The 26,620-nt window shown below is 55.7% G+C and carries 22 protein-coding genes; 1 reads left to right on the top strand and 21 read right to left on the bottom strand.

The window, feature by feature from the left end; all coding sequences use genetic code 11:
* From ACYU03_RS07355 to ACYU03_RS07300, 12 genes are read right to left on the bottom strand one after another with little or no spacing between them, the layout of a single operon-like run.
* Entirely contained in the window at positions 1 to 1,335 is a 1,335-nt protein-coding gene (locus ACYU03_RS07355) for a UDP-glucose dehydrogenase family protein (protein ID WP_461889330.1), read from the bottom strand.
* An 8-nt stretch (positions 1,336 to 1,343) separates the two neighbouring features.
* Entirely contained in the window at positions 1,344 to 2,297 is a 954-nt protein-coding gene (locus ACYU03_RS07350) for a UDP-glucuronic acid decarboxylase family protein (protein ID WP_461889328.1), read from the bottom strand.
* A complete protein-coding gene (locus ACYU03_RS07345; protein WP_461889326.1) occupies positions 2,294 to 3,079 on the bottom strand; it encodes a glycosyltransferase family 2 protein in 786 nt (261 codons plus the stop codon). The genes ACYU03_RS07350 and ACYU03_RS07345 overlap by 4 nt, the downstream gene beginning before the upstream one ends.
* Positions 3,080 to 3,084: 5 nt before the next feature.
* The gene (locus ACYU03_RS07340) at positions 3,085 to 4,641 is read right to left on the bottom strand and encodes a capsule biosynthesis protein (protein ID WP_461889324.1); all 1,557 of its coding nucleotides are present in this window, start codon (positions 4,639 to 4,641) and stop codon (positions 3,085 to 3,087) included.
* Positions 4,638 to 5,948 carry a hypothetical protein gene (locus ACYU03_RS07335; protein WP_461889323.1) on the bottom strand — a complete coding sequence of 437 codons (1,311 nt, stop codon included), beginning with the start codon at positions 5,946 to 5,948 and terminating at the stop codon, positions 4,638 to 4,640. Before ACYU03_RS07335 ends, ACYU03_RS07340 begins: the two co-directional genes overlap by 4 nt.
* 5 nt (positions 5,949 to 5,953) lie before the next feature.
* On the bottom strand, positions 5,954 to 7,018 hold the full coding sequence (gene pseI / locus ACYU03_RS07330; protein ID WP_461889321.1) for a pseudaminic acid synthase: 1,065 nt from the start codon (positions 7,016 to 7,018) through the stop codon (positions 5,954 to 5,956).
* 2 nt (positions 7,019 to 7,020) lie between these two features.
* Positions 7,021 to 7,530 (bottom strand): UDP-4-amino-4,6-dideoxy-N-acetyl-beta-L-altrosamine N-acetyltransferase, encoded by a 510-nt coding sequence (gene pseH, locus ACYU03_RS07325; RefSeq protein WP_461889319.1) that lies wholly within the window; start codon positions 7,528 to 7,530, stop codon positions 7,021 to 7,023.
* The gene (gene pseG / locus ACYU03_RS07320; RefSeq protein WP_461889317.1) at positions 7,527 to 8,606 is read right to left on the bottom strand and encodes a UDP-2,4-diacetamido-2,4,6-trideoxy-beta-L-altropyranose hydrolase; all 1,080 of its coding nucleotides are present in this window, start codon (positions 8,604 to 8,606) and stop codon (positions 7,527 to 7,529) included. Before pseG ends, pseH begins: the two co-directional genes overlap by 4 nt.
* Positions 8,603 to 9,307 carry a pseudaminic acid cytidylyltransferase gene (pseF, locus tag ACYU03_RS07315; protein WP_461889315.1) on the bottom strand — a complete coding sequence of 235 codons (705 nt, stop codon included), beginning with the start codon at positions 9,305 to 9,307 and terminating at the stop codon, positions 8,603 to 8,605. The genes pseG and pseF overlap by 4 nt, the downstream gene beginning before the upstream one ends.
* Positions 9,304 to 10,464 carry a UDP-4-amino-4,6-dideoxy-N-acetyl-beta-L-altrosamine transaminase gene (gene pseC, locus ACYU03_RS07310; RefSeq protein ID WP_461889310.1) on the bottom strand — a complete coding sequence of 387 codons (1,161 nt, stop codon included), beginning with the start codon at positions 10,462 to 10,464 and terminating at the stop codon, positions 9,304 to 9,306. Before pseC ends, pseF begins: the two co-directional genes overlap by 4 nt.
* A gap of 3 nt (positions 10,465 to 10,467) precedes the next feature.
* Complete coding sequence (gene pseB, locus ACYU03_RS07305) at positions 10,468 to 11,466, bottom strand: UDP-N-acetylglucosamine 4,6-dehydratase (inverting) (RefSeq protein ID WP_461889308.1); 999 nt, start codon at positions 11,464 to 11,466, stop codon at positions 10,468 to 10,470.
* Between the two features lie 12 nt (positions 11,467 to 11,478).
* Positions 11,479 to 12,756, bottom strand: a complete 1,278-nt coding sequence (locus tag ACYU03_RS07300) for a lipopolysaccharide biosynthesis protein (protein ID WP_461889306.1) — start codon at positions 12,754 to 12,756, stop codon at positions 11,479 to 11,481.
* 930 nt (positions 12,757 to 13,686) lie between these two features.
* Here ACYU03_RS07300 and ACYU03_RS07295 point away from each other — a divergent pair.
* Positions 13,687 to 15,687, top strand: coding sequence for a polysaccharide biosynthesis protein (locus ACYU03_RS07295; protein ID WP_461889304.1), 2,001 nt, complete (start codon positions 13,687 to 13,689; stop codon positions 15,685 to 15,687).
* A 129-nt stretch (positions 15,688 to 15,816) separates the two neighbouring features.
* Here the strand turns inward: ACYU03_RS07295 and ACYU03_RS07290 are convergent, their stop codons facing one another.
* From ACYU03_RS07290 to serC, 9 genes are all read right to left on the bottom strand, one after another.
* Positions 15,817 to 16,872, bottom strand: coding sequence for an LPS O-antigen chain length determinant protein WzzB (locus ACYU03_RS07290; RefSeq protein ID WP_461889302.1), 1,056 nt, complete (start codon positions 16,870 to 16,872; stop codon positions 15,817 to 15,819).
* A 244-nt stretch (positions 16,873 to 17,116) separates the two neighbouring features.
* Positions 17,117 to 18,562 (bottom strand): MBL fold metallo-hydrolase RNA specificity domain-containing protein, encoded by a 1,446-nt coding sequence (locus ACYU03_RS07285; RefSeq protein WP_461889300.1) that lies wholly within the window; start codon positions 18,560 to 18,562, stop codon positions 17,117 to 17,119.
* A gap of 123 nt (positions 18,563 to 18,685) precedes the next feature.
* Positions 18,686 to 18,925, bottom strand: a complete 240-nt coding sequence (locus ACYU03_RS07280; protein ID WP_461889299.1) for a lipopolysaccharide assembly protein LapA domain-containing protein — start codon at positions 18,923 to 18,925, stop codon at positions 18,686 to 18,688.
* A 17-nt stretch (positions 18,926 to 18,942) separates the two neighbouring features.
* Positions 18,943 to 19,242 (bottom strand): integration host factor subunit beta, encoded by a 300-nt coding sequence (gene ihfB, locus ACYU03_RS07275; protein WP_461889297.1) that lies wholly within the window; start codon positions 19,240 to 19,242, stop codon positions 18,943 to 18,945.
* 367 nt (positions 19,243 to 19,609) lie between these two features.
* Positions 19,610 to 21,286, bottom strand: coding sequence for a 30S ribosomal protein S1 (gene rpsA / locus ACYU03_RS07270; RefSeq protein WP_461889295.1), 1,677 nt, complete (start codon positions 21,284 to 21,286; stop codon positions 19,610 to 19,612).
* A 124-nt stretch (positions 21,287 to 21,410) separates the two neighbouring features.
* Complete coding sequence (cmk, locus tag ACYU03_RS07265) at positions 21,411 to 22,097, bottom strand: (d)CMP kinase (protein WP_461889293.1); 687 nt, start codon at positions 22,095 to 22,097, stop codon at positions 21,411 to 21,413.
* On the bottom strand, positions 22,094 to 24,334 hold the full coding sequence (locus tag ACYU03_RS07260) for a bifunctional prephenate dehydrogenase/3-phosphoshikimate 1-carboxyvinyltransferase (protein WP_461889291.1): 2,241 nt from the start codon (positions 24,332 to 24,334) through the stop codon (positions 22,094 to 22,096). The genes cmk and ACYU03_RS07260 overlap by 4 nt, the downstream gene beginning before the upstream one ends.
* A gap of 53 nt (positions 24,335 to 24,387) precedes the next feature.
* Positions 24,388 to 25,482, bottom strand: a complete 1,095-nt coding sequence (pheA, locus tag ACYU03_RS07255) for a prephenate dehydratase (RefSeq protein WP_461889289.1) — start codon at positions 25,480 to 25,482, stop codon at positions 24,388 to 24,390.
* A complete protein-coding gene (serC, locus tag ACYU03_RS07250; RefSeq protein WP_461889287.1) occupies positions 25,482 to 26,567 on the bottom strand; it encodes a 3-phosphoserine/phosphohydroxythreonine transaminase in 1,086 nt (361 codons plus the stop codon). The genes pheA and serC overlap by 1 nt, the downstream gene beginning before the upstream one ends.
* Between the last annotated feature and the right edge of the window lie 53 nt (positions 26,568 to 26,620).

Raw genomic sequence — 26,620 nt, 5'->3', positions numbered from 1 at the left:
TCACTCCTTGCGCAAGCCGCGCCCAACGGCATGATAGAGCAGGCCTGCCTGAGCCATATCACGGGGATCGAACATGTTCCGGCCATCGACTACCACTGGGAAACGTAAGGTATCGCGAAGGCATTTCAGGTCAATGGCGCGGTAGGCTTTCCACTCAGTGCAAATGACCAACGCATCGGCCCCTTGCAACGCAGCTTCACGGGAGACGCAAAGACTCAAGTCATCTCGTTGGCCATATATCCGGGCACACTCATCCATTGCCTGCGGGTCGTGCGCTTGAATGCGGGCACCGGCAGCCCAGGCTGCATCCATAAAGGTCCTGCTAGGCGCATCACGCATGTCATCAGTGTTCGGCTTGAATGCCAACCCCCAGAGAGCAATTCGCTTACCAGTCAAGTTACCATCGAAGGCCTGCGATAGTTTATTGAACAGCACCTGCTTCTGACGGTTGTTGACCGACTCGACTGCTTCTAGCAGGTCGGCTTGGTACCCGACCTCCTGAGCAGTACGCGCAAGGGCTTGGACATCCTTCGGGAAACAGGATCCACCGTAGCCACACCCTGGATAAATGAAGTGATAGCCAATCCGTGGGTCGGAGCCGATCCCCAAGCGGACCTGCTCGACATCAGCTTCCAACCGCTCAGCCAAGTTAGCCATTTCGTTCATGAAACTGATCTTGGTCGCCAGCATGGCATTGGCAGCATACTTGGTCAGTTCGGCGGAGCGCACATCCATGAACATCAGCTTGTCGTGGTTGCGGTTATAAGGTGCGTAGCACTGACGCATAGCATCACGCACCTCGACCGAGTCGGTACCGACCACGATACGTGCACCTTTGGTGAAGTCCTCGATGGCCGCCCCTTCCTTGAGGAACTCAGGGTTGGAACAAACTGCGAAATCGATATCCAGTCCGCGCTCGACTAGAGCCGCTCCGATGCACTCATGGACCTTATCGGCTGTCCCCACTGGGACAGTCGACTTATCAATGACAATTTTGCGCTCGGTCATATGCCGACCAATGGTAGCAGCCACTTCCAATACATACTTCAGGTCGGCTTTACCATCCTCATCCGGTGGCGTGCCCACAGCAATAAACTGCAGGTAGCCATGAGCGACACCTGCAGAAGCATCAGTAGAAAAACTCAGGCGACCGGCCCTACGGTTGTTCAGAATCACCTCATCCAGGCCAGGCTCGTAGATTGGAACGATGCCTTGATTCAAGGCATCGATCTTGTGCTGGTCGACATCAATACACATGACCGAATGACCGACATCCGCTAAACAGGCGCCCGTCACCAGCCCGACATACCCACTACCAAATACTGTGATTTTCATGACAGGACTCAGACCGCCTCGTTTTCTTCTTTTAGCAATTCGTCAAAATAACGAATGGTTTTTTCAAGACCTTGGTCCAGCATGACAGTCGGTTGCCAATTCAATATCGCCTTGGCCTGGGTGATATCAGGCTGGCGCTGCTGAGGATCATCCTGCGGCAAAGGGCGGAATACCAAACGCGACGCACTCCCGGTCAACGCCAACACACGTTCGGCCAGTTGGCGTATGGTAAACTCGCCAGGGTTGCCCAGATTAATAGGCCCAGTCACTTCATCCGAGGTGTTCATCAGCCGCAAGAAGCCTTCAACCAAATCATCGACATAGCAAAAGCTACGGGTTTGCTGACCTTCGCCATATATAGTGATGTCCTCGCCACGCAGTGCCTGAACGATGAAGTTGCTGACGACTCGTCCATCGTTAGGGTGCATCCGGGGACCATAGGTGTTGAAGATTCGCGCAATCTTGATACGCAGCCCGTGCTGGCGATGGTAATCGGAGAAAAGCGTCTCCGCGCAACGCTTACCCTCGTCATAGCACGAACGGATACCGATCGGGTTGACACGCCCCCAGTAACCTTCCGGCTGAGGGTGCACCTCAGGATCACCATAGACCTCACTGGTAGATGCCTGAAAGATCTTTGCTTTCGTACGTTTCGCCAGCCCGAGCATGTTGATAGCACCATGGACACTCGTTTTAAGTGTCTGGACCGGATCGAACTGGTAGTGCACCGGTGATGCAGGGCAAGCCAGATTGAAAATCTCATCTACTTCTACATAAAGAGGGAACGTCACATCATGGCGAATGAGCTCAAAGTATGGATTGCTCATCAAATGAGCAATATTACGCTTTGTGCCAGTGTAGAAATTATCAACACAGAGAACCTCGTGACCACTGGCCAAAAGGCGCTCACACAGATGAGACCCTAGAAACCCAGCACCGCCTGTAACCATGACACGTTTCATAGACCTTTCCTCAAAATTCGATAATAGAACCCACCCATAGCGTGGGTCATCGTAAATAAAAAAGCCTGCAAACCTGTGGTCTGCGGAAATTCACTATGCACCATGTACATCCGCTCAAGCATGTACTTCTTGGAGCCGGAAATCTGCCCAATGATACGCCTATAGTTCAACAATGGATATTGAACCTTCCAATGCTTCGCACCACTCTGAAGAATTCGCAGCCAGCAGTGGTAGTCTTCAACAGCTTTGTACCGAATATCTTCGTTGAAAGGAAAACGCAGTATCAACTCACGCGTCACTAACACACTGGACGTCGGAATTCGTCCTTTGATCCGTTGCTGCTGGAAACCAATGGATTCCACAGCTGCACTCCCAACCGGCTCAAACGTCAACAAACTATCATCAACGAAGTCCTTCATCTGAGTGCTGAGAAATTCACAGTTTCTGGCTTCGGCCACAACCATCTGCAACGCCAGTTTTTCGGGGTGCCAGATATCATCGGCATCGAGGAATGCGATCCACTCACCCCTTGCCTCCCGCACACCTATATTTCGAGGAGCAGCCGGGGCACCATTGTTCCTGTCCAGTGTGATCAAGCGAATCCGGGAATCACGTGTGGCAAACTCCTCCACGACATTACGCGTGCCGTCCTTCGAACAATCATCGATAACCAGCAGCTCCCAGTCCTGCCAAGTCTGTTCCAGCACTGACTGAAGTGTCCTTCCAATCAGGCGCTCGGCGTTATAGGAGGGTGTGATGATCGATACCATTGGCGTGTTCATTTGATTCAACCTCTATCTCCCCTGGGCATTCTCGCCCGAACGCCGTCAACCCAGCGCAGCGCAGGACGACGTTTTATTTCCAATACTGGGTGCCCCGGCTCGGGTACGATGTAGTCAGCCAGTTCGCCCCATCTTTTATTCTTCAATGCTTCAATCACGAGATCTTCCGAGCTTTGATCGGATGAGTAGGTTGGGTCATCAGCGATCAACTCACCACTCTTGAACATATCGATCAATCGCTGTACATCTGCACCCTGGCGATAGCTATAGCGTGTGGTCTCAAGCGCACGAACATAGTTCACAAACTGTGGCTGACGATGAGAGCGCACATAAAGAAAACGTAGCGTCTTGCGGATTACCATGTCCGGATCCAGGTCACGCCTGGCATTTTCATCATACATCGAAGCCTTGTTGGCAAAGGCTCTGACAAATCCCGCTCTTGCATAGGTAGAGGGGCCAAGACAGATAACCTGCTTACCGCATACGCCTCCCTCCACAGCCGAACTTCCGCCATTGAGCACTACTATGTCTGCTTGCTGGATCAGGTCATAGGTACTGGCTTTCTGTTCACTGGAAATACAATAAATGCCACGGGCAGCAGTCCAATCGCTATAAAGCTTCAATGATCGATCCCCCCCTACCTGGCCAATGTTTTCCGCCCAGTTAGGGTGACAACGGACAACCACTTGTTCAGGGGTGATACCAAATGCTTCAAAAAAGTCATCGAGAGCCTGGGTATTGTCAAGCCAATCTGTCTTCCATTCCGTATGGCCGGCAAATTCGTTCTTGCTACTTGGCAATACCAAGACCCGTAGCCCCGGTGTTGCCAAAGGCCAGGGCGCAGGCTCCGGATTCTTATTATAAAGGCGCCACTCCAACGAATTACGCTGGAGAAAGCGCTCGCCTGCCAATTTTCCAGCAATCCGCACCTGCGGAACAGTGAGGGGCCGGTCATCATATTCAGCAACAAGATTACCGACAGCCTTGAGAGACAGACAGTTGGCATTAGGGGTTAACTGCAACCCGTCACCAAACCAGGGGCGCTCATGAGTAATGAATGGTATACCAGCTTTTTCGCAGGCATAAGTCACACCTCGCGTCAGATCCATACGACCGTTGAAGCAGATCACCCCTTCAAGGCGATTCTGAACGATCCATTGTTTAGCGCTGGCGTAGACATGGTCGATAGGTTTATGCAGTGACTGCCTGACTGCGACAACAGCGGGTTCGTTCCACTCGACCTCGGACTCCGTCCGCGTCAAGGTACAGGAACTGGACAAGGCCAGCTTATCGAGTACCTCGGTGCCCAGCTCACTTGCCATATACGCACTTACGCGCGTGATATTTTGACTCGTATAGCTACGCACTCCGCCCAGAATACATTTCGCGCATTCTTTCAGTTTACCGCTACCTTTAATCGCCCGTGGATAACAATTCTCTACTGCCGCATCACAAGTCAGAAAAAAAACATCGTGCCCTGCCTGCTGAAGCACATGCGCAAGAAAAAAAAGGTGCTCGACATGCGGCCGAAAGGAAAACATATTTACTAAACCGACTCTCATACCGAAAGCCTCTTAGCTATCGACACTCTCATCAAATAAACCCCACTCATGACCAGCATAGAGAAAAGCAAGAATATGAAAACCATCATATTCAGGATCGACAGCACAGGCGCGACCAGCAACGCCATGAATAGTGTATAGAAAGACAGCACCGAACCAATGCCGCTGCCACGCCGCAAACCACAAACAGCAAGCGCCATGGCACATCCAAGAAACAAAGCACCTACAGCGACCCCCAGCCCACCATACTGATAAAAAAGAGAACCCGGCAGTGAGTTGAACAAGCCAGCAAATTCATACTCACCACTCAATGACCCAAGTACCTTGGAAAGTATAACGGCACTTGCTCCAAAGACTGGAGCCCCTTCGGGACGTAAATTGGGCTGATAGATAGTCTCAGCTAACACCCAGAAAACATGGGTAACATAGATCCCCGACAACTGCAGATAATTGAGAGCATCACACCATGCTGAACCTGTACAGGCCTCGTAGCCCATTACGGGCTGCCCATGTAGATGTACCAAAAAGCTCTGTAAATACATACTGGAGTCCAGCCCATTTACACTCGCCCGGGCGTGAAACACATAAACTACCGCAGCCACCACAAATACGAGCAACACGGCCACTGCAAGCAAAGTCCGGACCCTGAGCAGCCGTCGAAGAGATGACCTCTCGGAAACACTCCGCGCCACCAACATAGCAATCAACGTCAAAGCGAACAATCCAATAATCGTTCGACCACCAAGAATGTACGAGCCAGATATAAGGCAAAATAAAACCAATCCTATGTAAAACCTTCTCTGCCCTCGACTGAACCCCTCATAGTAATAAATCAAGAATACGAAAGTAAAAAAATAGCTAAACTGAAAAAGGTTACCGAAGACACTGAAGGGAGAGGAAATACCCGCTCCTGGCTCACGCTCAGAATTCAAGCGTGAGCGAATTTCCACAAAGCTTTGAGTAAGAAAATCAACACCCTGATAAATTGTTCGATCGATCACCAATGCCAAAACACCAGCCACCGACACAATGCATGCAAGTGTCATACACTTGACCAAGTAACGGCTGGGCAAGCGAGCTTCTTGTGGTCTAACTGGCGCTGCCACCTCGACGCCAATCGCCAATAAGCAATAGATAGTATAAATAGCCGTAAAGAATGCCAGATAGACTAGGTAACCTGGCATCACGTCGGCATATGCCGACGTAAATGGCAACAAAATATCCATCAGTATAAGCATGCTAACCACAGCACCAACTACAAACATTGGCAGCTGTATGCAAAATAAGCTTTTCTTGGATATGACCATGTCAGTCAGGACCTTGATCCCTCAATGCACTCCCATTTTACCGGCGAGTTGGCAAGCACATCGACCTTCAAGCGACGCCCGATGATCGAGTCTAGATACTTAGGTGGCAGGCCGTACCCCGGTCGCACACTGCGGACAGCCTCGAGGGAAACGATCTGGCCTTTCTTTAAATCACTGATAAAGTACAGCGACCGTCTGAATTGAACATTCGCCAGCTCACTCGACTTACGTCCATAATCTACTTTCCCCAGCGCCTGCCAAGCCGTCTTTGTGTTTCGACATAGCTGCTCCAGCTCGCGCGGCTCAAGTGAAAAACTGTCATCCGGCCCACCACCGCTACGATCAAGAGTAAAGTGCTTTTCAATAATCGAAGCGCCCAAGGCTACACTGGTGATTGCCGTAGTATTATCCAGCGTATGGTCAGACAAGCCAGTCACCAGCCCATAGCGAGTCATCATGTCCTGGATCGTCCGCAAGTTGTAGTCTGCGGCCGGCGCGGGATAACCGCTGACACAGTGTAAGACTGCCAGCTCCTTGCAACCGCCCTCTTGGGCAGCCTCGATAGCCTCAGCAATTTCCTCAGCATCCGCCATACCAGTGGAGATGATCATGGGCTTACCGGTGGAAGCAACATAGCGGATCAAAGGCAGGTCGATCGCTTCAAAAGAAGCGATCTTGTAAGCGGGGGCGTTAAGGTCTTCCAGCAAATCGACTGCCGTATTATCAAATGGCGAACTGAATATGGTGATACCCAACTTACGAGCATACTCAAAGAGAGGCGCATGCCACTCCCAGGGCATATGTGCTTGCTGGTAAAGCTCATAAAGCGTACGACCATCCCATAACCCACCGCGAATCTGAAACTCTTCAGCCTCGCTATTCAATGTGATGGTGTCGGCAGTGTAGGTCTGCAACTTGATAGCATCGGCGCCCGCCTTTTTCGCCTCTTCGATAATACGCAGAGCGGTTTCCAGCTTACCATTGTGATTAGCAGACAACTCCGCAATGATGTAGGGCGGCTCGTCGGCACCGATGCGACGACCAGCAATGCTGATGCTCGGGTTGCTCATGATCATGCTTCTCGTTGGAGGACCTGCCACTCTTCATGCAGCAGGCCAAAATGAATGACGGCGTGGTAGTGCTCACCGTCAAAATGCTGGTCGCGCAAGACACCTTCCTGGGTAAACCCCAGCGCTAGGTGGAAACGTACCGAGCGTTCATTGAAGCCTAGCGCCTGGCCACAGACCTTGTGCAAACAAAGGTCATCAAAGGCGAACTCCAGTGCTGTCTGGCCCAACAAGCGCCCAGTTCCACGTGGAGCCTCCGGCGCGAGATAGAATCCCCAGTCAGCAATGCGACCCGGTGTACTTTCGGTGATGTTCACAAAGCCTGACGGCACGCCCTGTCGCTCAAAGATCAACAGGTGGCGCGCCGCGTTACGCTGGCTGTTTTCAAACCATCGACGATGCTCGTCCAGAGCAATCTCATGCTGGGTATACATGTAACGGCGCACGTCTGGATGATTACGCCATTGCAGCACTCTTTCCAGGTCGTCGGCTGTCATTGGGCGGACCACCGTCATGGGTCGACTCCCATTCTGGCGAGGAGCCGCTCTACTCCCAGGCCATCGGTAATCGCGCTGGCGGCAACGCTCATAGCATAAAGCACTCCATTCTTGCCCAAACGTGAAAACGCCGACTGCAGCTGAACCACCAGAGGCATTCCCAGATCGATCACTTGAATCGAGCCCGTAGCTTCAAGCGCCAGGCCAGCTGGCTTTTGATTTTCAGCCAGAATCACCAGCAAGGTTGGCAAGCCGAGACAGCAACGCTCCCAGGTTGTCCCTCCCCCAGCGCCGATTGCAAGATCAGCACTGGCCATTCGCTCAGCCATGTCACTGATGCCACATAGTACTTCTACTGACCAAGGGCAACTAATCGCCATTTCACGCACCGCCTGCAGATGCGGAGCCGTTGCACCCAGCACTACGGTGAAACGAATATTTCCAGGCAGTTCGCAGGACTTGAGAGCCTCAAGAATGGCGCCAGTATGGTTGTATTGATCCACTCCCCCCAAGGCAATCAGTACCTCATGCAACGGCCTGCCCGAGCGACGGGAAAGGCTCTCGCCACGCAAAGCTGCGAACTCTGAGCGCAATAAGGCATTGAAAGGTCCAGTGAGAATCATGCAGTCATCTGGAACCCAGGGGCGATAATCGTCGACTTTCTTGCCAAGGTTCTGATCCAGCAGCACATCACATCGATGTGGCCGGTCTGCCAAGTCATCGATAACCAGTAAACGACAATGTGGCGGCATCACGGCCTCTTCCCAACGCAGATCGAGAGCATAGTGATCGACAACCAACCAATCAGGACGAAAGCTTTCGATAATGCGATGGCAAACTTGCGCATCTTCTTGCTGTGAGGCGCCGAGCCAGTGGGCATGGAAAAGACCACTGTCCTGCGACTGCCCCATAGGCAGGCTACGGACCTCGAAGCCTTGACTCTGAACAAAGGTATTCAGATTCCCGGGATGTTCGCGGCTGGCGAATAGGCACTGGTGGCCTAAATCACGCAGAGCACGCGCCAAAGTTAAGCAGCGCATGACGTGGCCCGTACCCATATCGAGGGAAGCATCCACCCTGAAGAAGATGTTCATACCTGAGCCTCAGCAGCCTGCAGGGCTTTGAACATCCACTCGGCACGTACCCAATCCTCGGGAGTGTCGATGTCCTGCACTCGGTGACGAGGAAGCAATACCGCTGCCGATCCCGCCGAAAATATCGGAGTCTCGGCCAACCACGCCGTGGCCTTTCCCCAATAGAACTGGCCTGCGTCATGGAACGCTTCTTCCAGATCCTGGGATCGAGTCGTGAAGTGTTCTGGCTCGAACATTGATACTCGGCCGTTGCTATCCAGACGCACAGCTCTCTGAATCGGAAAGGCGTAGCTGGTGATCGAGAACGCATAGTCTGCACGACTTTCCTCAAGGATTTCGAGGCCGCGTTGCAGGTCCTCTGGAGTCACGAAAGGGGCTGTTGCGTAGATGCAGCACACTTGACCAATTGCCATCCCCTGGTGTTGCATCATCTCAATAATGGCTTGGCGGATGACCGGCAAGGTACCGGTATGGTCATCAGCAAGACTCTCCGGCCGCATAAATGGCACTTCGGCCCCGGATTGTCGTGCAATCTCCGCAATCTCGGTGTCATCAGTCGAGACAATCACCTTGTCGAAGCAACCGCTTGCCAGCGCCGCTTCGATCGACCAGGCGATCATTGGCTTTGCGCAGAACAACTTGATGTTCTTCCGCGGGATACGCTTGCTCCCTCCGCGAGCCGGAATGACGGCCAGTCTCATGGCTGTAGAGCTCGTTCAACGGCCGTGACCACCTTGTCTTGCTGCTCCAGTGTCATGGTCTGGAACATTGGCAGGCTGATGGCCTCCCGGTAATAGGCTGCGGCCTGCGGGAAATCATCGGCTTCGAAGCCCATCCGAGCATAGTACGGCTGGGTGTGCACCGGAATGTAGTGTAGGTTGACACCAATGCCCTGCTCACGCAGCGATTCGAAGACTTGCCGATGAGACTTGCCAATCTTCTCCAGTTGCAGACGGATCACATAAAGATGCAGTCCAGAGTAGCTATCGGGATGCTGCCAAGGCGTTACCAACGGCAAATGGGCAAGCTTCTCATCATACCGACGAGCCAAGGTGTGGCGGCGCTCGATGTAACTGTCCAGACGCACCATCTGACTGATCCCAAGCGCAGCTTGCAGCTCGGTCATACGGTAGTTCAAACCCAGCTCGATTTGCTGGTAATACCATGGCCCATCGGCCTCGTGGGTCATCAGCGCTGGATCACGGGTCACGCCATGGCTACGCAGCAACGCCATCCGGTTGGCCAACTGGTCATCGTTGGTCATGGCCATGCCGCCTTCAGCGGTAGTGACGATCTTGACTGGGTGAAAGCTGAAAACGGCGATATCACTATAGCGGCAGTTACCGATGAACTCGCCACGATACTTGCCGCCGATGGCGTGCGAAGCATCCTCGATAACCTTGAAACCATAACGCTGGGACAATTCATGAATAGCCTGCATATCGCAGGGCTGACCACACAGGTGAACTGGAACCACCACCTTGGGAAGACGCCCTTCTCGCTCGGCTGCTTCCAGTTTGGTCGCCAGGGCCTTGGGACAAAGGTTATAGGTAACCGGGTCGATGTCGACAAAATCCACCTGGGCGCCACAATACAAACCGCAGTTGGCCGATGCCACGAAGGTAATAGGCGACGTCCACAACCAATCACCAGCCCCCAGACCTAACGCCAAGCAAGCGATGTGCAGCGCCGAGGTGGCGCTGTTCACCGCCAGGGCATGACGCGCACCGACATGCTCAGCGACGCTCTGCTCGAATCGAGGCACCATCGGCCCCTGGGTCAGAAAGTCAGATTGAAGCACCGCGACCACGGAGTCGATATCAGCTTGAGTAATGTCTTGGCGACCGTACGGGATCATGGATCAAATGCTCCCGATCTTATCTTTGTTGGCGTCAATCCAAGCCTGCAACTGAGCGTCAGTCATCCACTCACTATTGTTGTCGCTGGCGTAAATAAAACCTTCCGGCACCTTCTTGCCATCCTTGATACGTTTTTCGCAGGTGGCCCAGTTATTGATCACTGGCAGGATCTTGTAGTGCTCCGGATACTCGAAGGTGGTGTAAGAGTCTTCAGCGCTGATCATCTGCTCGTGTAGCTTCTCGCCTGGACGGATTCCGACGACCTTCTGAACCGCATCAGGCGCTACCACACGAGCCAGATCGGTGACTTTCATGGACGGAATTTTCTTAACGTAGATCTCCCCACCCTCCATGTCGTCAAAGGCGTGCCAGACCAGTTCGACACCCTCCTCCAGCGAGATCATGAAGCGGGTCATGCGCTCATCGGTGATCGGCAGCTCACCTTTGTCCTTGATCGACATGAAGAACGGGATCACCGAGCCGCGGGAGCCCATCACGTTGCCGTAGCGCACCACGGCCATACGCGTTTCATGACCACCCGCATAGGAGTTACCGGCAACGAACAGCTTGTCCGAGGCGAGTTTGGTGGCGCCATATAGGTTGACCGGGCTGCTGGCCTTGTCAGTAGAAAGTGCGACCACACGCTTGATACCCCGATCGATACAGGCATCGATCAGGTTCATAGCACCGTTGATGTTGGTCTTGATGCATTCGAAGGGGTTGTACTCGGCTGTCGGAACGATCTTGGTCGCCGCCGCGTGGACCACATAATCGACTCCATCCAGGGCGCGATAAAGACGCTCTTTGTCACGCACGTCACCAATGAAGAAGCGTACGCGGGGGTCGCCTTCGAACTTCTTGGCCATGTCCCACTGCTTCATTTCATCGCGGGAGAAGATGATGATCTTCTTCGGGTTGTACTTGGCCAGGGTCATCGGCACGAAGGTGTTGCCGAACGAACCGGTACCGCCGGTGATGAGGATGGTCTTGTTGGTCAGCATGCTGCGTCTTTCCTAGATGACGGCCTGGCGATCTGCAGGACGGAATGAACGAAAAGGTGCGGGAGTCAGCCGGTAGAATGCCCAACTCTTCCAGCACAGGATAAAGAGGAAGGCTATACACAACCCCACGGGTACAGCCAACCCACCGAGCCACCCTGAAAGGGCAGCGGTGGCCAAGATGAAGATAATCAAACTAACAATATGACTACGAATGATCGGCTTGTCCTGGGATTGCGCGTACAAACCGTAGTGCGGAATCATGCCGAGCGCGTACAGCACTGCGCCTGCCAGAATCCACGGAAAAAGATGCAATTGGGTGAGGTACAGCGGCTTATCAAGCCATGTCAGCAATGGGTGAATTGCAACCAACGCACAAAGGACGAAACCGATCGATAGCACGATCGTCTGCATTGAAAGCTTGCGCATGCCGCTGACAAACGCTGCTGGATCCTGTATTTGGTAGGCCCTGATCAACGCAGGATAGACGAAGGCAAATACGCCAGCATCCAGGAAGGAAATCAATGCACCTGTGATGCCTCCGAACAGCACATAGGCGCCTAGCGCATCAAGGTCGACCAATGCCTGAAACCAGTAGCGATCCAGGGTGGAGAGCCCACGCAGGGCCAAAGTGGCAATGACGAAAGGGGTTGCGACAGCGATGCCACGGCGAACCCAGGCCCAATCGATTGCAGTGCGCCATTGACCAATACCCAGAGCCGTTAGACGCCAGATCCCGATAACCAATCCGACACTTGCTCCCAATGCCCAAGCCTGGAAAACATGGTCAAGAGTGCGCCATTGCGCATCAACGAACATGAGAACCGTGAGCAAAACGGCCCATAGCCCCGAACGGAAAAACAGAATAATGCTGGCGAACATGGGCTGGCCAACAGCGATCAGGATACGACCAAGCTCTTGATTGATATGCTCAAGCACGAGCAACCCGCAAAACCAAGGCAGCAGCGTCCAAGGCAACCAACCAGTGGCGAATATGGCGATTACTATTGGCGCAAGCACAAAATAAAGCAATATACACAACGCGGCATGGGCTTTGAGATAACTGCCCCAGACAGCGTGATCGTGATTTATAAGCTCCCGCGTGGAGTAAGTATAAAAGTCCAGCCCTACCGCGAAAAGCGCATAACTAATTGTTGCTGCGAGCAGCCCATATAAACCAAGATCACCCGGAGCGAGAAAACGAGCCAGGAAAAATATCAGCAAGAATTTTCCCAGCAACGTCAAAGCGCGTAACGAAATATTCAGCAAAGGTAGCAAGCTAATAATCTTCACGGAAAGCACCAAAAACCATGATTAAATATCAATTTGCCATCTAGCGCCCCTACCATACAACTCCAATCGATCGCGAAAATTTCTGCCACTCGCCATGGAAGTGGCACCATGGAACTATCTCAGCCTGCCACAAGTACTATAAAAAAGCTTTCATGACAATCAACGAGCCGACGACCGCCTTGCTGTGGGGCCAGTGGCCACTACCACGAAATCCAAGGACTGAAGCCGATTGCCTCTCCTGTGCCCGTCCATCATGCCAGCAACCCTCCCCCGCGAAAATGAGATATTTCTGATTAAGATCGAGGAAATATCCTCCGACGACCGCCCCCCCCCCAGAACCACATAAACGTCAAGCACCACAAGTTCGATTTCGGGAGATGAAGCTATAAGATAGGGGATATCTAGGGAGATCAAGCCAAAACAGACCCTCATCGGAGATAACCGCATTGAGCACTCATGGATTTTTCGCCCCACCACAATAGATAATGATTAGTATTTTCAACAAATCATCCCGCCTGGCTTGCCGCGGTAAATTATCGACCACGTTCTTCAGAAATTTCCTTGAAAAAGAAGGATTCGGACCACTCAGCTCACTCCTCTCCGAGCGCCATACTGCAATAGGCATGCGGTATACCTGCAGGAGCTCCCAGCAGCAAATCGGTGCCTCTCACCCCCTAAAAATATTGGCATTCCCCATTATCCAGGGCGCAAGAAATGATTTCCCCACGTCGAGAACGACCAGAAGCGTATCAATCAAGGACCGACGGTGGTCACCATCCGCAGGACAAGGTGGCGTAGAGGGGACAGTTACTTTAAATTCAAAGCAGTATCTGCGGAGAGCCGCCAATCAGCAAACCCGCCCTCACGCCCAAAGATAGACAGTTTCCGAGGCCAATGGACGTTGAGGACAGAGGACATCATAGAGGGGATATGGACACATTAAGAAAGCGCATGCTGGGACTGCCGCGCCGATACAAAAGAGTTCTGCAGGTAGCCACCGATGTCGTACTGGTCTGGCTGGCGCTTTGGTTGGCCTTTGTCGTCCGCCTGGGTTTTGGCGATATGGACAATCCGGTAAAGGATCATCTCTGGTTATTCGCATCCGCGCCTGTGGTAGCCATACCGATCTTCATTCGGTTTGGCATGTACAGAGCGGTGATGCGCTACTTCGGGAACGATGCCCTGATCGCTATCGCCAAGGCCGTCAGCCTCGCTGCTCTCATACTGGCCTTGGTCGTCTACTGGTATAGCAACCATCAGACCGTCGTACCCCGCTCGATCATCTTCAACTATTGGTGGTTGAGCCTGATCATGATCGGCGGCCTGCGCCTAATCATGCGCCAGTATTTTCTCGGGGACTGGTACGCTGCCAAACAGCATGTACCCTTCACCAATCGCGACAATGGCCTGCCCAAGGTTGCTATCTATGGCGCCGGTGCGGCAGGTAATCAATTACTGGCCGCATTGCGCATGGACAGGGTCATGCACCCTGTCGCGTTCATCGATGACGACGAAAGCGTGGCTGATCGTATCATCTCGGGACTACAGGTTTTCCGGGGCAAAGATATCCAGCGCATGATCGATATGACCGGTGCGGAAGAAGTGTTGCTCGCCATCCCTTCGTCAACGCGCTCTCGACGCCGCGAGATTCTTGGCTTCCTCGAGAACTTCCCGCTCCATGTGCGTAGCGTGCCAAGCTTCATGGACCTCGCTAGCGGCCGTGTCAAAGTGGATGACATTCAAGAAGTGGATATCGCCGACTTACTCGGCCGAGACGCCGTTCCAGCACAGAATGATCTCCTGGCACACTGCATCACCGGCCAGGTAGTCATGGTGACAGGTGCAGGTGGCTCGATCGGTTCAGAGCTATGCCGACAGATTCTTTCGCTCAAGCCTAGGACGCTGTTGCTGTTCGAGCACAGCGAGTTCAATCTCTACAATATCCTCGGAGAACTTGAACAACGTATCGACCGCGAATCCCTACCCGTCCGCCTGCTACCCTTCCTCGGCTCCGTACGTAACCAAAAGCACCTCTTTGACACCATGAATATGTGGCATGTCAACACCGTCTATCATGCAGCCGCGTACAAACATGTACCGATGGTGGAACACAATATCGCCGAAGGGGTCCTGAATAATGTCATTGGCACGTTAAACACTGCCCAAGCCGCATTGCAGGCCCATGTAGCGAACTTCGTGCTCATCTCCACGGATAAAGCCGTGCGCCCAACCAATGTAATGGGAAGCACCAAGCGCTTGGCAGAGATGACCCTGCAGGCCTTAAGTAGGGAAGTCGCACCAGTACTGTTCGGCGACTCTTCAAATGTCGCCCGGGTAAACAAGACGCGCTTCACTATGGTGCGCTTCGGCAATGTACTAGGCTCGTCAGGGTCGGTCATTCCGCTGTTCCACAAACAAATCAAGGCCGGTGGACCGCTTACAGTCACACACCCCAAGATTACTCGCTACTTCATGACCATTCCCGAAGCAGCGCAACTTGTCATCCAGGCGGGGTCCATGGGCCAGGGTGGCGACGTGTTCGTCCTCGACATGGGCGAGCCCGTACGTATCGCTGTTTTGGCTGAAAAGATGATTCATCTCTCTGGGCTGAGTGTACGCTCAGAGCGTAATCCACACGGTGACATAGCAATCCAGTTCACTGGATTGCGGCCAGGTGAAAAACTCTATGAGGAATTGTTGATAGGCGATAACGTCTTGCCAACCCAACACCCCATGATCATGACAGCTAATGAAGACTACCTAGCGTGGGAGGTACTCAGAGAGAGGCTGTCCGAACTGCTGAATGCAGTCTCTGAAAATGATTTCAATCGCATTCGCCAGCTATTGAGAGAAACTGTCAGTGGCTACGCCCCTGACGGAGAAATTGTCGACTGGGTTTATCAACAGCGTCGCACTGAGCTACAGCAGTGACAATGCCATTACTCCAAACAATCAAAGGCCTGCTCCTAGGCAGGCCTTTGATCAAGCTGATTTGGATAAACCTCTTCTTGCCGCCAGTTTTATTACCGAGGTTTCCCTACAAAGTGCGACGTGCGATTATTACTCTTCATGCCTTTTAGAGGAATTTGACCACGCATAGCGACACAGCGCTAGCATGACTCCTAGCAAAGAGCCCGCAATCACTCCCAACAGCACGACCATCAGTTTTCTAGGCTTAACGGGCTTGTCAGGCAACTCAACAGCACCATCTTGCCGGTAAACATCAATAACGCCAGAATCAACCTGCAGCGACCGATAGAAGTTTAAAGACTCTTGTCGTTGACGCAAATCTTTGATGAAAGGATCGTCAGAGGTACGACTACTCAAGTTCTCAATCTCTGCCTCCAACGCTTTGCTGCCACGCATATAGGTAAGGGAGCCCTCCATACCCGCGGACAATTCGGTGGACAGAGTATTGGAAATGATTGGGGGCTTCTCCAATCCGATCGACCTGGCGACTTTCAAGGCCTCCGTCAGTTGCACAATCTGGTCTTCTCGCTGCTTCCGGGCACTTTCCCGGTCCGCATTGATCTGTCGCTCGAGGTTATTGGCCTTGACAGTTGCGTCTACCTGAACATCCTTGATCACCTCCGACTTACCGCGCTGACCAGCTAGTTCGGCATATTGAACTACCCACTGCGCAGCCTGCTGCGGATCCGGCAAATTAGCAGTGATAAGGTAGCGATTCGGTGTGTCCTTGCCAGCCACTGCTACACTCAGGGCCTTATTGAACCGACCAAACAACTCATCCTGTGATCCTTGTCGCTCCTCCTCCGGCAAACTCGGCAGGTATATCTTTCGGAAAAACTCACGCCGCAGAGAATCTGACTCCAAGTTACGCAGATAGATATCGTATACGCTCTTGACCGACAGCATATTCAGCCCGCTGTCACCGCCACGGCCGTAATTCAGCTGTGCGATGCCATTTTGCGTCGGCGGCAGCACGACAACCTTGGCTTCATAGATCGGCGTTGCCAATAAGGCATATGCCACCGAGCCAGCTGTCACGATGGCTGTCGTCAAAATGATCAGCAGCTTCTGCTTCCACAATCCTCCGGCCAACTCAAACAGATCAATCTCATCCGTATCGCTCAGGCGCTCACGTTCATCGCGCATTTATTCTATTTTTCCTTGCGTCCGTCTAATCGCATCTTTACTTGAGAAGCACCGCACCCTAAGGCCTAGGCTGTTTTTCACCCTGCCCTACCCGAAGCGTAGCGTCAACTTTCCGAGACGCTCCCTCCCTACGCGCTCTACCTCATAGGAACGCCGAACTGGATGCTCTTAATCTGCTGTAGAACGACCCAACTTGCAATAAGTTCCTCTCCTTCCGACGGCTGCCAGGGCGCCTGCCGAATGGTCATGTCGGTATCGTCACGGCTATTGGCAGGCCTGCCTTGACGTAGCGCTGCTGCAGGGCAGCGGCCAAGGCATTTTTCGCTCGCATCTCGCCATGCACCAGCACCACTTCGCCGGCAGGCTTGCCCATCCCCATCGCAAACGCCACCAACCCCGCCTGATCTGCATGCCCTGAATACCCCTCCAGCGTAATGACCTTTGCCCGCACTTCATACATCTGGGCATCCAGATCGACCGTCATACCCTCCTGCGTACCTTCGCTCGATTGAATGACCGCCCCTGGAGTGCCTTTGACCTGGTGTCCCACAAACACCACTTCATGCCGTCGATCACCGAGCATGGCCTTGAGGTAGTTGACTATTCGCCCGCCCGAGCACATGCCGTTGCCGGCGATGACGATGGCTGGGCGGCCAGTGCTCTTGAGGTAGTTAACCACCTGCTGGTGTTTGGCATGGGTATCGATGCTGATGAGTTGCCGAAAGTCCAATGGCGCCCGCCCCACGCTCAGGCGCTGCCTGGCTTCGTCCTTCCAGTAATGGTGCAGGTCGCGGTAGGCCTGGGTGATGCGCTGAGCCAGGGGCGAGTCGAGAATGACCGGCAGTTGCGACCAGTCGATCATACGCACAAGATCCTCACTGGCCTCGCCCTCTCCACCCTGAAGCAGCGCCTTGCGGTGCAAGATGTCTTCAATTTCGTAGAGCAACTCCTGGGTGCGGCCAAGGCTGAAGGCGGGTATCAGAATTGTGCCCTGGTCTGCCAGTGCTCGATCGATAACAGCCTCGAGACGCTGCTGACGCTGGGAGCGGTCAGGGTGCAGGCGGTCTCCGTAGGTGCTTTCCAACACCAGGATATCGGCGCGCTCCGGTGGCTGTACGCTGCGCAGCAAGGGGTTATGTGGCGCACCAAGATCACCAGAGAAGACGATACGGATATCACGGCCTGTGGATAAGCCCTGGACGTCACACTCCACATAAGCCGAGCCAAGCAGGTGCCCGGCGCGCTGCAGGCGAATGCGGCACCTGATGGCTTCACGCTCGATGAGCGAATGCCATTGCCCAAACGGCAATGGAACGATGCGCTGCTGGATATGTTCGATGTACCGCGCCACTTGGACCGTGTCGCTGCTGATACTCAACCTGTAAGCATCTTCCAGCACCAGGAGCAGCAGCTTGGCGGAGGGTTCGCTGCAGAGGATCGGACCGCTGAATCCGGCGGCCAGCAGCTCAGGGATACGACCGACATGGTCCAAATGGACATGAGTGACGATCAGCGCCTCGACACCTCGGACATCGAAATCGATGCGTGCCCCCTCTGCCCCAGCATCAGCCCCCTGTTCCAGACCGCAATCCACCAGCAGGCTGCTGTGCTCATCAAGGTGAAGCTGATGACACGAGCCGGTCACACCACGGGTAGCGCCATGATGCGAAAGGTAGGGATAAGCCTTCATGAGAAACGCGCTCCAGGCTGGCGGCAAGGGGGCGCTATTACTACACAGGTCATCGCAGATCCCTATCAGGAAAATCACCGCAACCCGTAGGAAAAATCTCTAGCTGCGTACAAAGTAATCAGCTCAGGACGAGGGGCGTAACCGCCGCCTGCTGCGCAAGACACCATAGGCACCTAGCAATGGCCCTATCGCCAGCCCGACCAGCAGCGTAACCAGGATGGGCACTGCCACCGGCATTGCTGGCGCCGACCACCCGAACATGACCAAAGCCACGGGTTGCTGGTTTTCCAGAACGAAGAACAGCACCAATGTTGCCAATACCAATACAAAGAGCGCCACCAAGGCGCGTTTGAGGTTACGCATTAGTTACTCCCAGGCGCTCAGGTGGCCTCATGATGTTCTTCATCATTAACCCGGTCACGCAGTTCCTTGCCAGGCTTGAAATGCGGCACGAACTTGCCATCCAGGCTGACCGACTGGCCGGTCTTGGGGTTGCGCCCTACCCGTGGAGCGCGGTAATGCAAGGAAAAGCTACCAAAGCCACGGATCTCGATACGATCTCCGGTCGCCAGGCACTGGGACATCTGCTCAAGCATGGTCTTGATGGCCAACTCGACGTCCTTGGACGAGAGCAGCCCTTGATGGGTGACAATACGTTCGATCAGCTCCGACTTCGTCATATTTTTCCCTTCTTTATCAAGCAGCTAGATCATTGCTTAACCAGTTTGTAGCACGCTCTGGGGGATTTGAACAGGGCGGATCTTGACTTAATCAAAAAATTCAAGATTGGGGTACGTGCAGAAGGGGGAGCATCGCGAGGGGTTGCGACCGAGCGTTTCACAGAGTCGGCCGAGCCTAAGTAACGGGATATCTCTACTGTGCCGCGGTCGACGCAAGCCGATGTTAGCTGGCACATCCTTACCAGAGGCGGACCGCTGCGCGGCCCGTTGCTAGCTGACGCTAGCTCCTACAGGTGCGGTGCACAGCCTGGACAAATTCCGGGCACAAAAAAGGGCGACCGAAGTCGCCCTTTTTCCGCACAGAAACTTAGTTCTGCTTGGCCATTGCTTCGCGCAGCAGCGCAGCCATGGTGGTGTCGCCAGTAGCTTCCGGAGCAGTTTTCAGGCTCTGGATAGCTTCACGCTCTTCAGCATCGTCCTTCGATTTGATGGACAGGCTGATGACGCGGCTCTTGCGGTCAACGCTGATGATCTTGGCTTCGATCTCTTCGCCTTCCTTCAGGACGTTACGCGCATCTTCAACGCGGTCACGGCTGATTTCGGAAGCTTTCAGAGTAGCTTCGATGTCGTCGGCCAGGGTAACGATGGCGCCTTTGGCGTCAACTTCCTTGACGATACCTTTGACGATAGCGCCCTTGTCGTTCAGAGCAACGAAGTTGGAGAACGGATCGTCTTCCAGTTGCTTGATGCCCAGGGAGATGCGCTCACGCTCTGGGTCAACCGACAGGATGACGGTTTCCAGCTCGTCGCCCTTCTTGAAGCGACGCACGGCTTCTTCGCCGGCTTCGTTCCAGGAGATGTCCGACAGGTGAACCAGACCGTCGATGCCGCCGTCCAGGCCGATGAAGATACCGAAATCGGTGATCGACTTGATGGTACCGGAGATCTTATCGCCCTTGTTGAACTGGCCAGAGAAGTCTTCCCATGGGTTCGACTTGCACTGCTTGATGCCCAGGGAGATACGACGACGCTCTTCGTCGATGTCCAGAACCATGACTTCCACTTCGTCGCCAACCTGAACGACTTTCGACGGGTGGATGTTCTTGTTGGTCCAGTCCATTTCGGAAACGTGCACCAGACCTTCAACGCCTTCTTCCAGCTCAGCGAAGCAGCCGTAGTCAGTCAGGTTGGTGACGCGCGCCATGACGCGGGTGCTCTCTGGGTAACGTGCCTTGATAGCAACCCATGGGTCTTCGCCCAGTTGCTTCAGGCCCAGGGATACACGGTTACGCTCGCGATCGTACTTCAGGACCTTGACATCGATCTCGTCGCCAACGTTGACGATTTCCGATGGGTGCTTGATACGCTTCCAAGCCATGTCGGTGATGTGCAGCAGGCCGTCGACGCCGCCCAGGTCCACGAATGCACCGTAGTCGGTGAGGTTCTTGACGATACCTTTGACCTGCTGGCCTTCCTGCAGCGATTCCAGCAGAGCTTCGCGCTCGGCGCTGTTTTCGGCTTCCAGGACGCTGCGACGGGAAACGACAACGTTGTTGCGCTTCTGGTCCAGCTTGATGACCTTGAATTCCAGCTCTTTGCCTTCGAGGTGGGTGGTGTCGCGCACTGGGCGGACATCAACCAGGGAGCCCGGCAGGAACGCACGGATACCGTTAACGTCGACAGTGAAGCCGCCCTTAACCTTACCGTTGATAACGCCCTTGACCACTTCTTCGGCGGCGAAAGCTGCTTCCAGAACAATCCAGCACTCAGCGCGCTTGGCTTTTTCACGGGACAGTTTGGTTTCGCCAAAGCCGTCTTCGACCGCGTCCAGCGCAACGTGAACTTCGTCACCGACCTTGATGGTCAGCTCGCCAGCTTCGTTGTAGAACTGCTCGAGCGGGATGACGCCCTCGGATTTCAGGCCAGCGTGTACGGTAACCCAGTCGCCGTCGATGTCGACAACGATACCGGTGATGATCGCACCCGGCTGAAGGTTGAGGGTTTTCAGGCTTTCTTCAAAGAGTTCTGCAAAGCTTTCGCTCATTTTAATTCCTGTAGATTCGGGCGGAACAAACGCCCATAGCCACATTCCAGACAATGTGGGTTTCGTTCATGTAAAGGAAAGCGGGCAGGACGTTGACTGGAGTCCCTGCCTGCTTTCCTGGTCATCAGGCGATGTCGCGCTGGGCGATCTCGCTCCTGATGCGTTGCAACACCTGGTCGATGGACAACTCGGTGGAGTCCAGCTGAATGGCATCGGCCGCCGGTTTGAGCGGGGCCACAGCACGCTGGGTGTCGCGCTCATCACGCGCACGTATCTCATCTAGCAGACTCGACAGACTAACATCTTCACCCTTGGCCTTCAACTGCAGATAGCGGCGACGTGCGCGCTCCTCCGCACTGGCGGTGAGGAAGACCTTCAGGGGCGCGTCCGGGAACACCACGGTGCCCATGTCGCGACCGTCTGCAATCAGCCCTGGCGCTTCGAGGAAGGCGCGCTGGCGTTGCAGCAGCGCCTCGCGCACCGCAGGCAGCGACGCGACCATCGAGGCCCCCGCACCGACGGTCTCGGTACGGATGACGTTACTCACATCCTCACCTTCGAGGATGATCTGTTGCAGCTTACCTGGCTCGGCGGCGATGAACTGCACATCCAGATGAGCGGCCAGCGCCTTGAGGAGCTCTTCATTGGTCAGGTCGACGCCATGGTTGCTGGCGGCGAAGGCCAGCAGGCGGTAGAGGGCGCCGGAATCCAGCAGCCTCCAGCCCAGCTCGCGGGCCAACAGGCCAGCTACGGTACCTTTGCCCGAGCCGCTCGGCCCGTCGATGGTGATGACTGGCGCTTGCGAATTCACGACTTGCCCTCTTCAGCTACACGGATGCCAACCTCGGCGCACAGCGCCAGGAAATTCGGGAAGGACGTGGCGACGTTGGCGCAGTCATGGATGCGGATCGGCGCGCTGGCGCGCAACGAGGCCACACTGAAGGCCATGGCGATCCGGTGGTCGCCATGGCCATGGACTTCGCCGCCACCGATCGAACCACCGTCGATAATGATGCCGTCCGGAGTCGGCTCGCACTTCACGCCCAGCGCCTGGAGGCCATCGGCCATGACCTGGATACGGTCGGACTCCTTGACCCGCAGCTCTTCAGCGCCGCGCAACACGGTGCGCCCTTCGGCGCAGGCAGCGGCGACGAACAGCACCGGGAACTCGTCAATGGCCAGCGGGACCAGGTTCTCGGGGATGTCGATACCTTTCAGCTTGGCCCCGCGTACACGCAGGTCGGCCACCGGCTCACCGCCGACTTCACGCTGGTTCTCCAGGGTAATATCGCCGCCCATCAGGCGCAGGATGTCGATGACACCAGTACGGGTCGGATTGATACCCACGTGTTCGAGCACCAGCTCGGAGCCTTCGGCGATAGACGCCGCCACCAGGAAGAAAGCTGCCGACGAGATGTCCGCCGGTACTTCGATACGGGTAGCGGTCAGCTTGCCAGCAGACTGCAGCGAGGCGACCGGACCATTGCTTTCGACCGCGTAGCCGAAACCACGCAGCATGCGTTCGGTATGGTCGCGGGTCGGTGCCGGCTCGGTGACGGTGGTCTTGCCTTCGGCGTACAGGCCCGCCAATAGCAGGCAGGATTTGACCTGGGCACTGGCCATCGGCAGGGTGTAGGTCAGCGCCTTGAGCGTCTGGCCGCCACGAATGGTCAGCGGCGGACGGCCCTCAGGCCCGGTCTCGATTACCGCGCCCATTTCGCGCAGCGGATTGGCGACTCGGTTCATCGGGCGCTTGGACAGCGAGGCATCGCCAGTCATCACCACATCGAACGGCTGCGCGGCCAGCAGGCCAGACAGCAGGCGCATGGAGGTGCCGGAGTTGCCCAGATAGATCGGCCCAGGTGGCGGCTTGAGGCCATGCAGGCCAACGCCATGAATGGTCACACGGCCGTGATGCGGCCCTTCGATGACCACGCCCATGTCGCGGAAGGCTTGCAGGGTCGCCAGGGCGTCTTCGCCCTCAAGGAAGCCTTCCACTTCGGTGGTGCCTTCTGCCAGCGAACCAAGCATGATCGAGCGATGGGAAATGGATTTGTCGCCCGGTACGCGAATCCGGCCGGACAGGCGGCCACCAGGTTGTGCCAGGAAAATCAGGTCGTTGGAGTTCATAGCGTCCACATAGGCCCGGCGGGCCAGGATTTTACTGAAATGCTCGCGGGCAACCCTAGCGCGGGTGAACACACCCAGCAGCTGGCGCCCGTCCCCTGCATCGACCGCATCGCGCAAGGCGTCGAGGTCGCTGCGAAATGTATCCAGTGTGCGCAGGACGGCTTCGCGGTTGGCGAGAAAGATGTCGTGCCACATGACCGGATCGCTGCCGGCGATTCTTGTGAAATCGCGAAAGCCACCGGCAGCGTACCGGAAGATCTCCAGGTTTTCATTGCGTTTGGCCAACGAATCGACCAGGCCGAAGGCCAGCAGGTGCGGCAGGTGGCTAGTGGCGGCCAGGACTTCGTCGTGGCGCTCGACTGGCATGTGCTCGACATCGGCACCGAGCGCCCGCCAAAGCTGGTCGACCACCGCCAGCGCGGCCGGGTCGGTTTCTGCCAGCGGGGTAAGGATGACCTTATGACGGCGGAACAGTTCCGCGTTAGCCGCCTCCACCCCACTTTGCTCGGAGCCGGCAATCGGGTGGCCGGGCACGAAGCGCGGCAGGCCCTCAGTGAAAGCCTCACGCGCCGCACGCACCACATTGCCCTTGGCGCTCCCGACATCAGTCAGCACCGCATCGCCCAGATCCAGCTTGGCCAGGTGCGCCAGGAGTTTCTCCATGGCCAGGATCGGCACCGCCAGCTGGATGACGTCGGCACCGACGCACGCCGCAGCCAGGTCTTCCTCGCAGCGGTCGACTACACCCAACGTGACAGCCAGTTTGCGCGATTGCGCATCCAGGTCGACACCGACCACCTCCCGGCACAGGCCGCTTTCCTTCAACCCCTTGGCGAACGAACCACCAATCAGGCCGAGCCCTACCACCACCAGCCGGCCGATGAGCGGCTCAGGCTTGCTTGCTACCACGTCAACCACGAGCGCGAACCCTGTTCAGAACGGCATCTGTCGTGCCGGGAAAAACCATGACCTCAGAGCACCGCTTTCGGGTAAGAACCGAGCACCTTGAGGGCCACGGCTTCCTGACTGATCTTCTCCAGCACGGCTTTGATCAGCGGGTCCCGGTGATGGCCGACGAAGTCGATGAAGAACACATAGGTCCACTTGCCACTGCGCGAAGGACGGGTTTCGATACGGGTCAGGTCGATGCCGTTATCGTGGAATGGCACCAGCAACTCGTGCAACGCACCAGGCTTGTTGCTCATCGACACGATGATCGAGGTCTTGTCGTCGCCGGTCGGCGGGACTTCCTGGTTGCCGATCATCAGGAAGCGGGTGGAGTTGTCCGGACGGTCTTCGATCTTCTCCGCCAGGCGGGTCAGGCCGTAGAGGTTGGCCGCCATGTCGCCGGCGATCGCTGCCGAGTTCCACTCGCCCTTGACCCGCTTGGCCGCCTCGGCGTTGCTCGATACAGCCACGCGCTCGACGTTCGGGTAATGGGCGTCCAGCCACTTGCGGCACTGGGCCAGGGACTGAGCGTGGGAATAAATGCGGCTGATGCTGTCGGTCTTGGTGTTCTCGCCCACCAACAGGTGATGGTGGATGCGCAGCTCGACTTCACCACAGATCACCATGTCATGCTCGAGGAAGCTGTCGAGGGTGTGGCTTACCGCACCTTCAGTGGAGTTCTCGACCGGTACCACGCCGAAGTTGACGGCACCGGCAGCCACTTCGCGGAATACTTCGTCGATAGCCGCCATCGGCCGGCTGATCACCGCGTGGCCGAAGTGCTTCATCGCCGCGGCCTGGGTGAAAGTACCTTCAGGCCCCAGGTAGGCGACCTTGAGCGGCTCTTCCAGGGCCAGGCAGGAGGACATGATCTCGCGGAACAGCCGCGCCATTTCCTCGTTGCCCAGAGGCCCCTGGTTGCGCTCCATAACGCGCTTGAGCACCTGCGCCTCGCGCTCGGGGCGGTAGAACACCGGCTTTTCGCCTTCAGCCAGGGAGGCCGTCTTGACCCGGGCCACTTCCTGGGCGCAACGGGCGCGATCGCTGATCAGCTCGAGGATCTTCTCGTCGAGGCTGTCGATGCGCACGCGCAGCGCCTTGAGCTCCTGTTCCGACATCAACCGTGCTCCTTCTCGAATTCAGCCATGTAGGCCACCAGGGCGTCGACCGCTTCCAGACCCAGGGCGTTGTAGATCGAGGCGCGCATGCCGCCAACCGAGCGATGCCCCTTGAGGTTGAGCAAGCCACGGGCGTCGGCACCGGCCAGGAAGGTCTTGTCCAGACGCTCGTCGGCCAGGCGGAACGGTACGTTCATCCAAGAGCGGGCGTTGACGCTGATCGGGTTGGTGTAGAACTCGCTGTTGTCGATGAAGCCGTACAGACGCTCCTTCTTGGCGCGGTTGCGCTGCTCCATGGCCTCGACGCCGCCCTGCTCCTTCAGCCACTCGAAGACCAGGCCGGACAGGTACCAGGAATAGGTAGCCGGGGTGTTGTACATCGAGCCGTTGTCGGCTGCGACCTTGTAGTCGAGCATGGTCGGGCAGCTGCTGCGAGCGCGGCCGATCAGGTCTTCACGCACGATCACCACCACTAGGCCGCTCGGGCCGATGTTCTTCTGCGCACCGGCATAGATCAGGCCGTACTGCGAGACGTCGATCGGGCGCGAGAGGATGTCGGAAGACATATCGACGACCAGGGGCACATCACCAGCCTGCGGCACCCAGTCGAACTGCAGGCCACCGATGGTTTCGTTGGATGCGTAGTGAACGTAGGCAGCATCCTTGGTCAGCCTCCACTCGTTCTGCCCAGGAATGGTCAGGTAGTCGAAGGCCTTGGCGCTGGCCGCGACATTGATGTTGCCGAAGCGGCGCGCTTCCTCGATGGACTTCTTCGACCAGATGCCGGTCTCGACGTAGTCGGCGGTACCGCTTTCTGGCAGCAGGTTCAGAGGGATCTCAGCAAACTGCTGACTGGCGCCGCCCTGAAGGAACAGGACTTTGTAGTTGGAGGGAACGGACAGCAGCTCGCGCAGGTCCTGCTCGGCCTTCTCGGCGATGGCCACGTAGTCATCGCTGCGATGGCTCATCTCCATCACGGACAGGCCTTTGCCATGCCAGTCCAGCATCTCGGCCTGGGCACGCTGCAGGACAGCGTCGGGAAGCGCAGCAGGGCCTGCGCAGAAGTTAAAGGCTCGTTTGCTCACATCCACTCTCGCTCTGCTCTAGAAGTCGGCGGGGCGACCATAGTCGCCCCGCA

The organism is Pseudomonas sp. X10, from assembly GCF_054889225.1.
This window is presented reverse-complemented; position numbering and strand designations above follow the sequence as displayed.

Coding starts and splice junctions, on each gene's coding strand:
- ACYU03_RS07355 (WP_461889330.1), bottom strand. CDS start 1,335: ATGAAAATCACAGTATTTGGTAGTGGGTATGTCGGGCTGGTGACGGGC.
- ACYU03_RS07350 (WP_461889328.1), bottom strand. CDS start 2,297: ATGAAACGTGTCATGGTTACAGGCGGTGCTGGGTTTCTAGGGTCTCAT.
- ACYU03_RS07345 (WP_461889326.1), bottom strand. CDS start 3,079: ATGAACACGCCAATGGTATCGATCATCACACCCTCCTATAACGCCGAG.
- ACYU03_RS07340 (WP_461889324.1), bottom strand. CDS start 4,641: ATGAGAGTCGGTTTAGTAAATATGTTTTCCTTTCGGCCGCATGTCGAG.
- ACYU03_RS07335 (WP_461889323.1), bottom strand. CDS start 5,948: ATGGTCATATCCAAGAAAAGCTTATTTTGCATACAGCTGCCAATGTTT.
- pseI (WP_461889321.1), bottom strand. CDS start 7,018: ATGAGCAACCCGAGCATCAGCATTGCTGGTCGTCGCATCGGTGCCGAC.
- pseH (WP_461889319.1), bottom strand. CDS start 7,530: ATGACGGTGGTCCGCCCAATGACAGCCGACGACCTGGAAAGAGTGCTG.
- pseG (WP_461889317.1), bottom strand. CDS start 8,606: ATGAACATCTTCTTCAGGGTGGATGCTTCCCTCGATATGGGTACGGGC.
- pseF (WP_461889315.1), bottom strand. CDS start 9,307: ATGAGACTGGCCGTCATTCCGGCTCGCGGAGGGAGCAAGCGTATCCCG.
- pseC (WP_461889310.1), bottom strand. CDS start 10,464: ATGATCCCGTACGGTCGCCAAGACATTACTCAAGCTGATATCGACTCC.
- pseB (WP_461889308.1), bottom strand. CDS start 11,466: ATGCTGACCAACAAGACCATCCTCATCACCGGCGGTACCGGTTCGTTC.
- ACYU03_RS07295 (WP_461889304.1), top strand. CDS start 13,687: ATGGACACATTAAGAAAGCGCATGCTGGGACTGCCGCGCCGATACAAA.
- ACYU03_RS07290 (WP_461889302.1), bottom strand. CDS start 16,872: ATGCGCGATGAACGTGAGCGCCTGAGCGATACGGATGAGATTGATCTG.
- ACYU03_RS07285 (WP_461889300.1), bottom strand. CDS start 18,562: ATGAAGGCTTATCCCTACCTTTCGCATCATGGCGCTACCCGTGGTGTG.
- ACYU03_RS07280 (WP_461889299.1), bottom strand. CDS start 18,925: ATGCGTAACCTCAAACGCGCCTTGGTGGCGCTCTTTGTATTGGTATTG.
- ihfB (WP_461889297.1), bottom strand. CDS start 19,242: ATGACGAAGTCGGAGCTGATCGAACGTATTGTCACCCATCAAGGGCTG.
- rpsA (WP_461889295.1), bottom strand. CDS start 21,286: ATGAGCGAAAGCTTTGCAGAACTCTTTGAAGAAAGCCTGAAAACCCTC.
- pheA (WP_461889289.1), bottom strand. CDS start 25,482: ATGTCGGAACAGGAGCTCAAGGCGCTGCGCGTGCGCATCGACAGCCTC.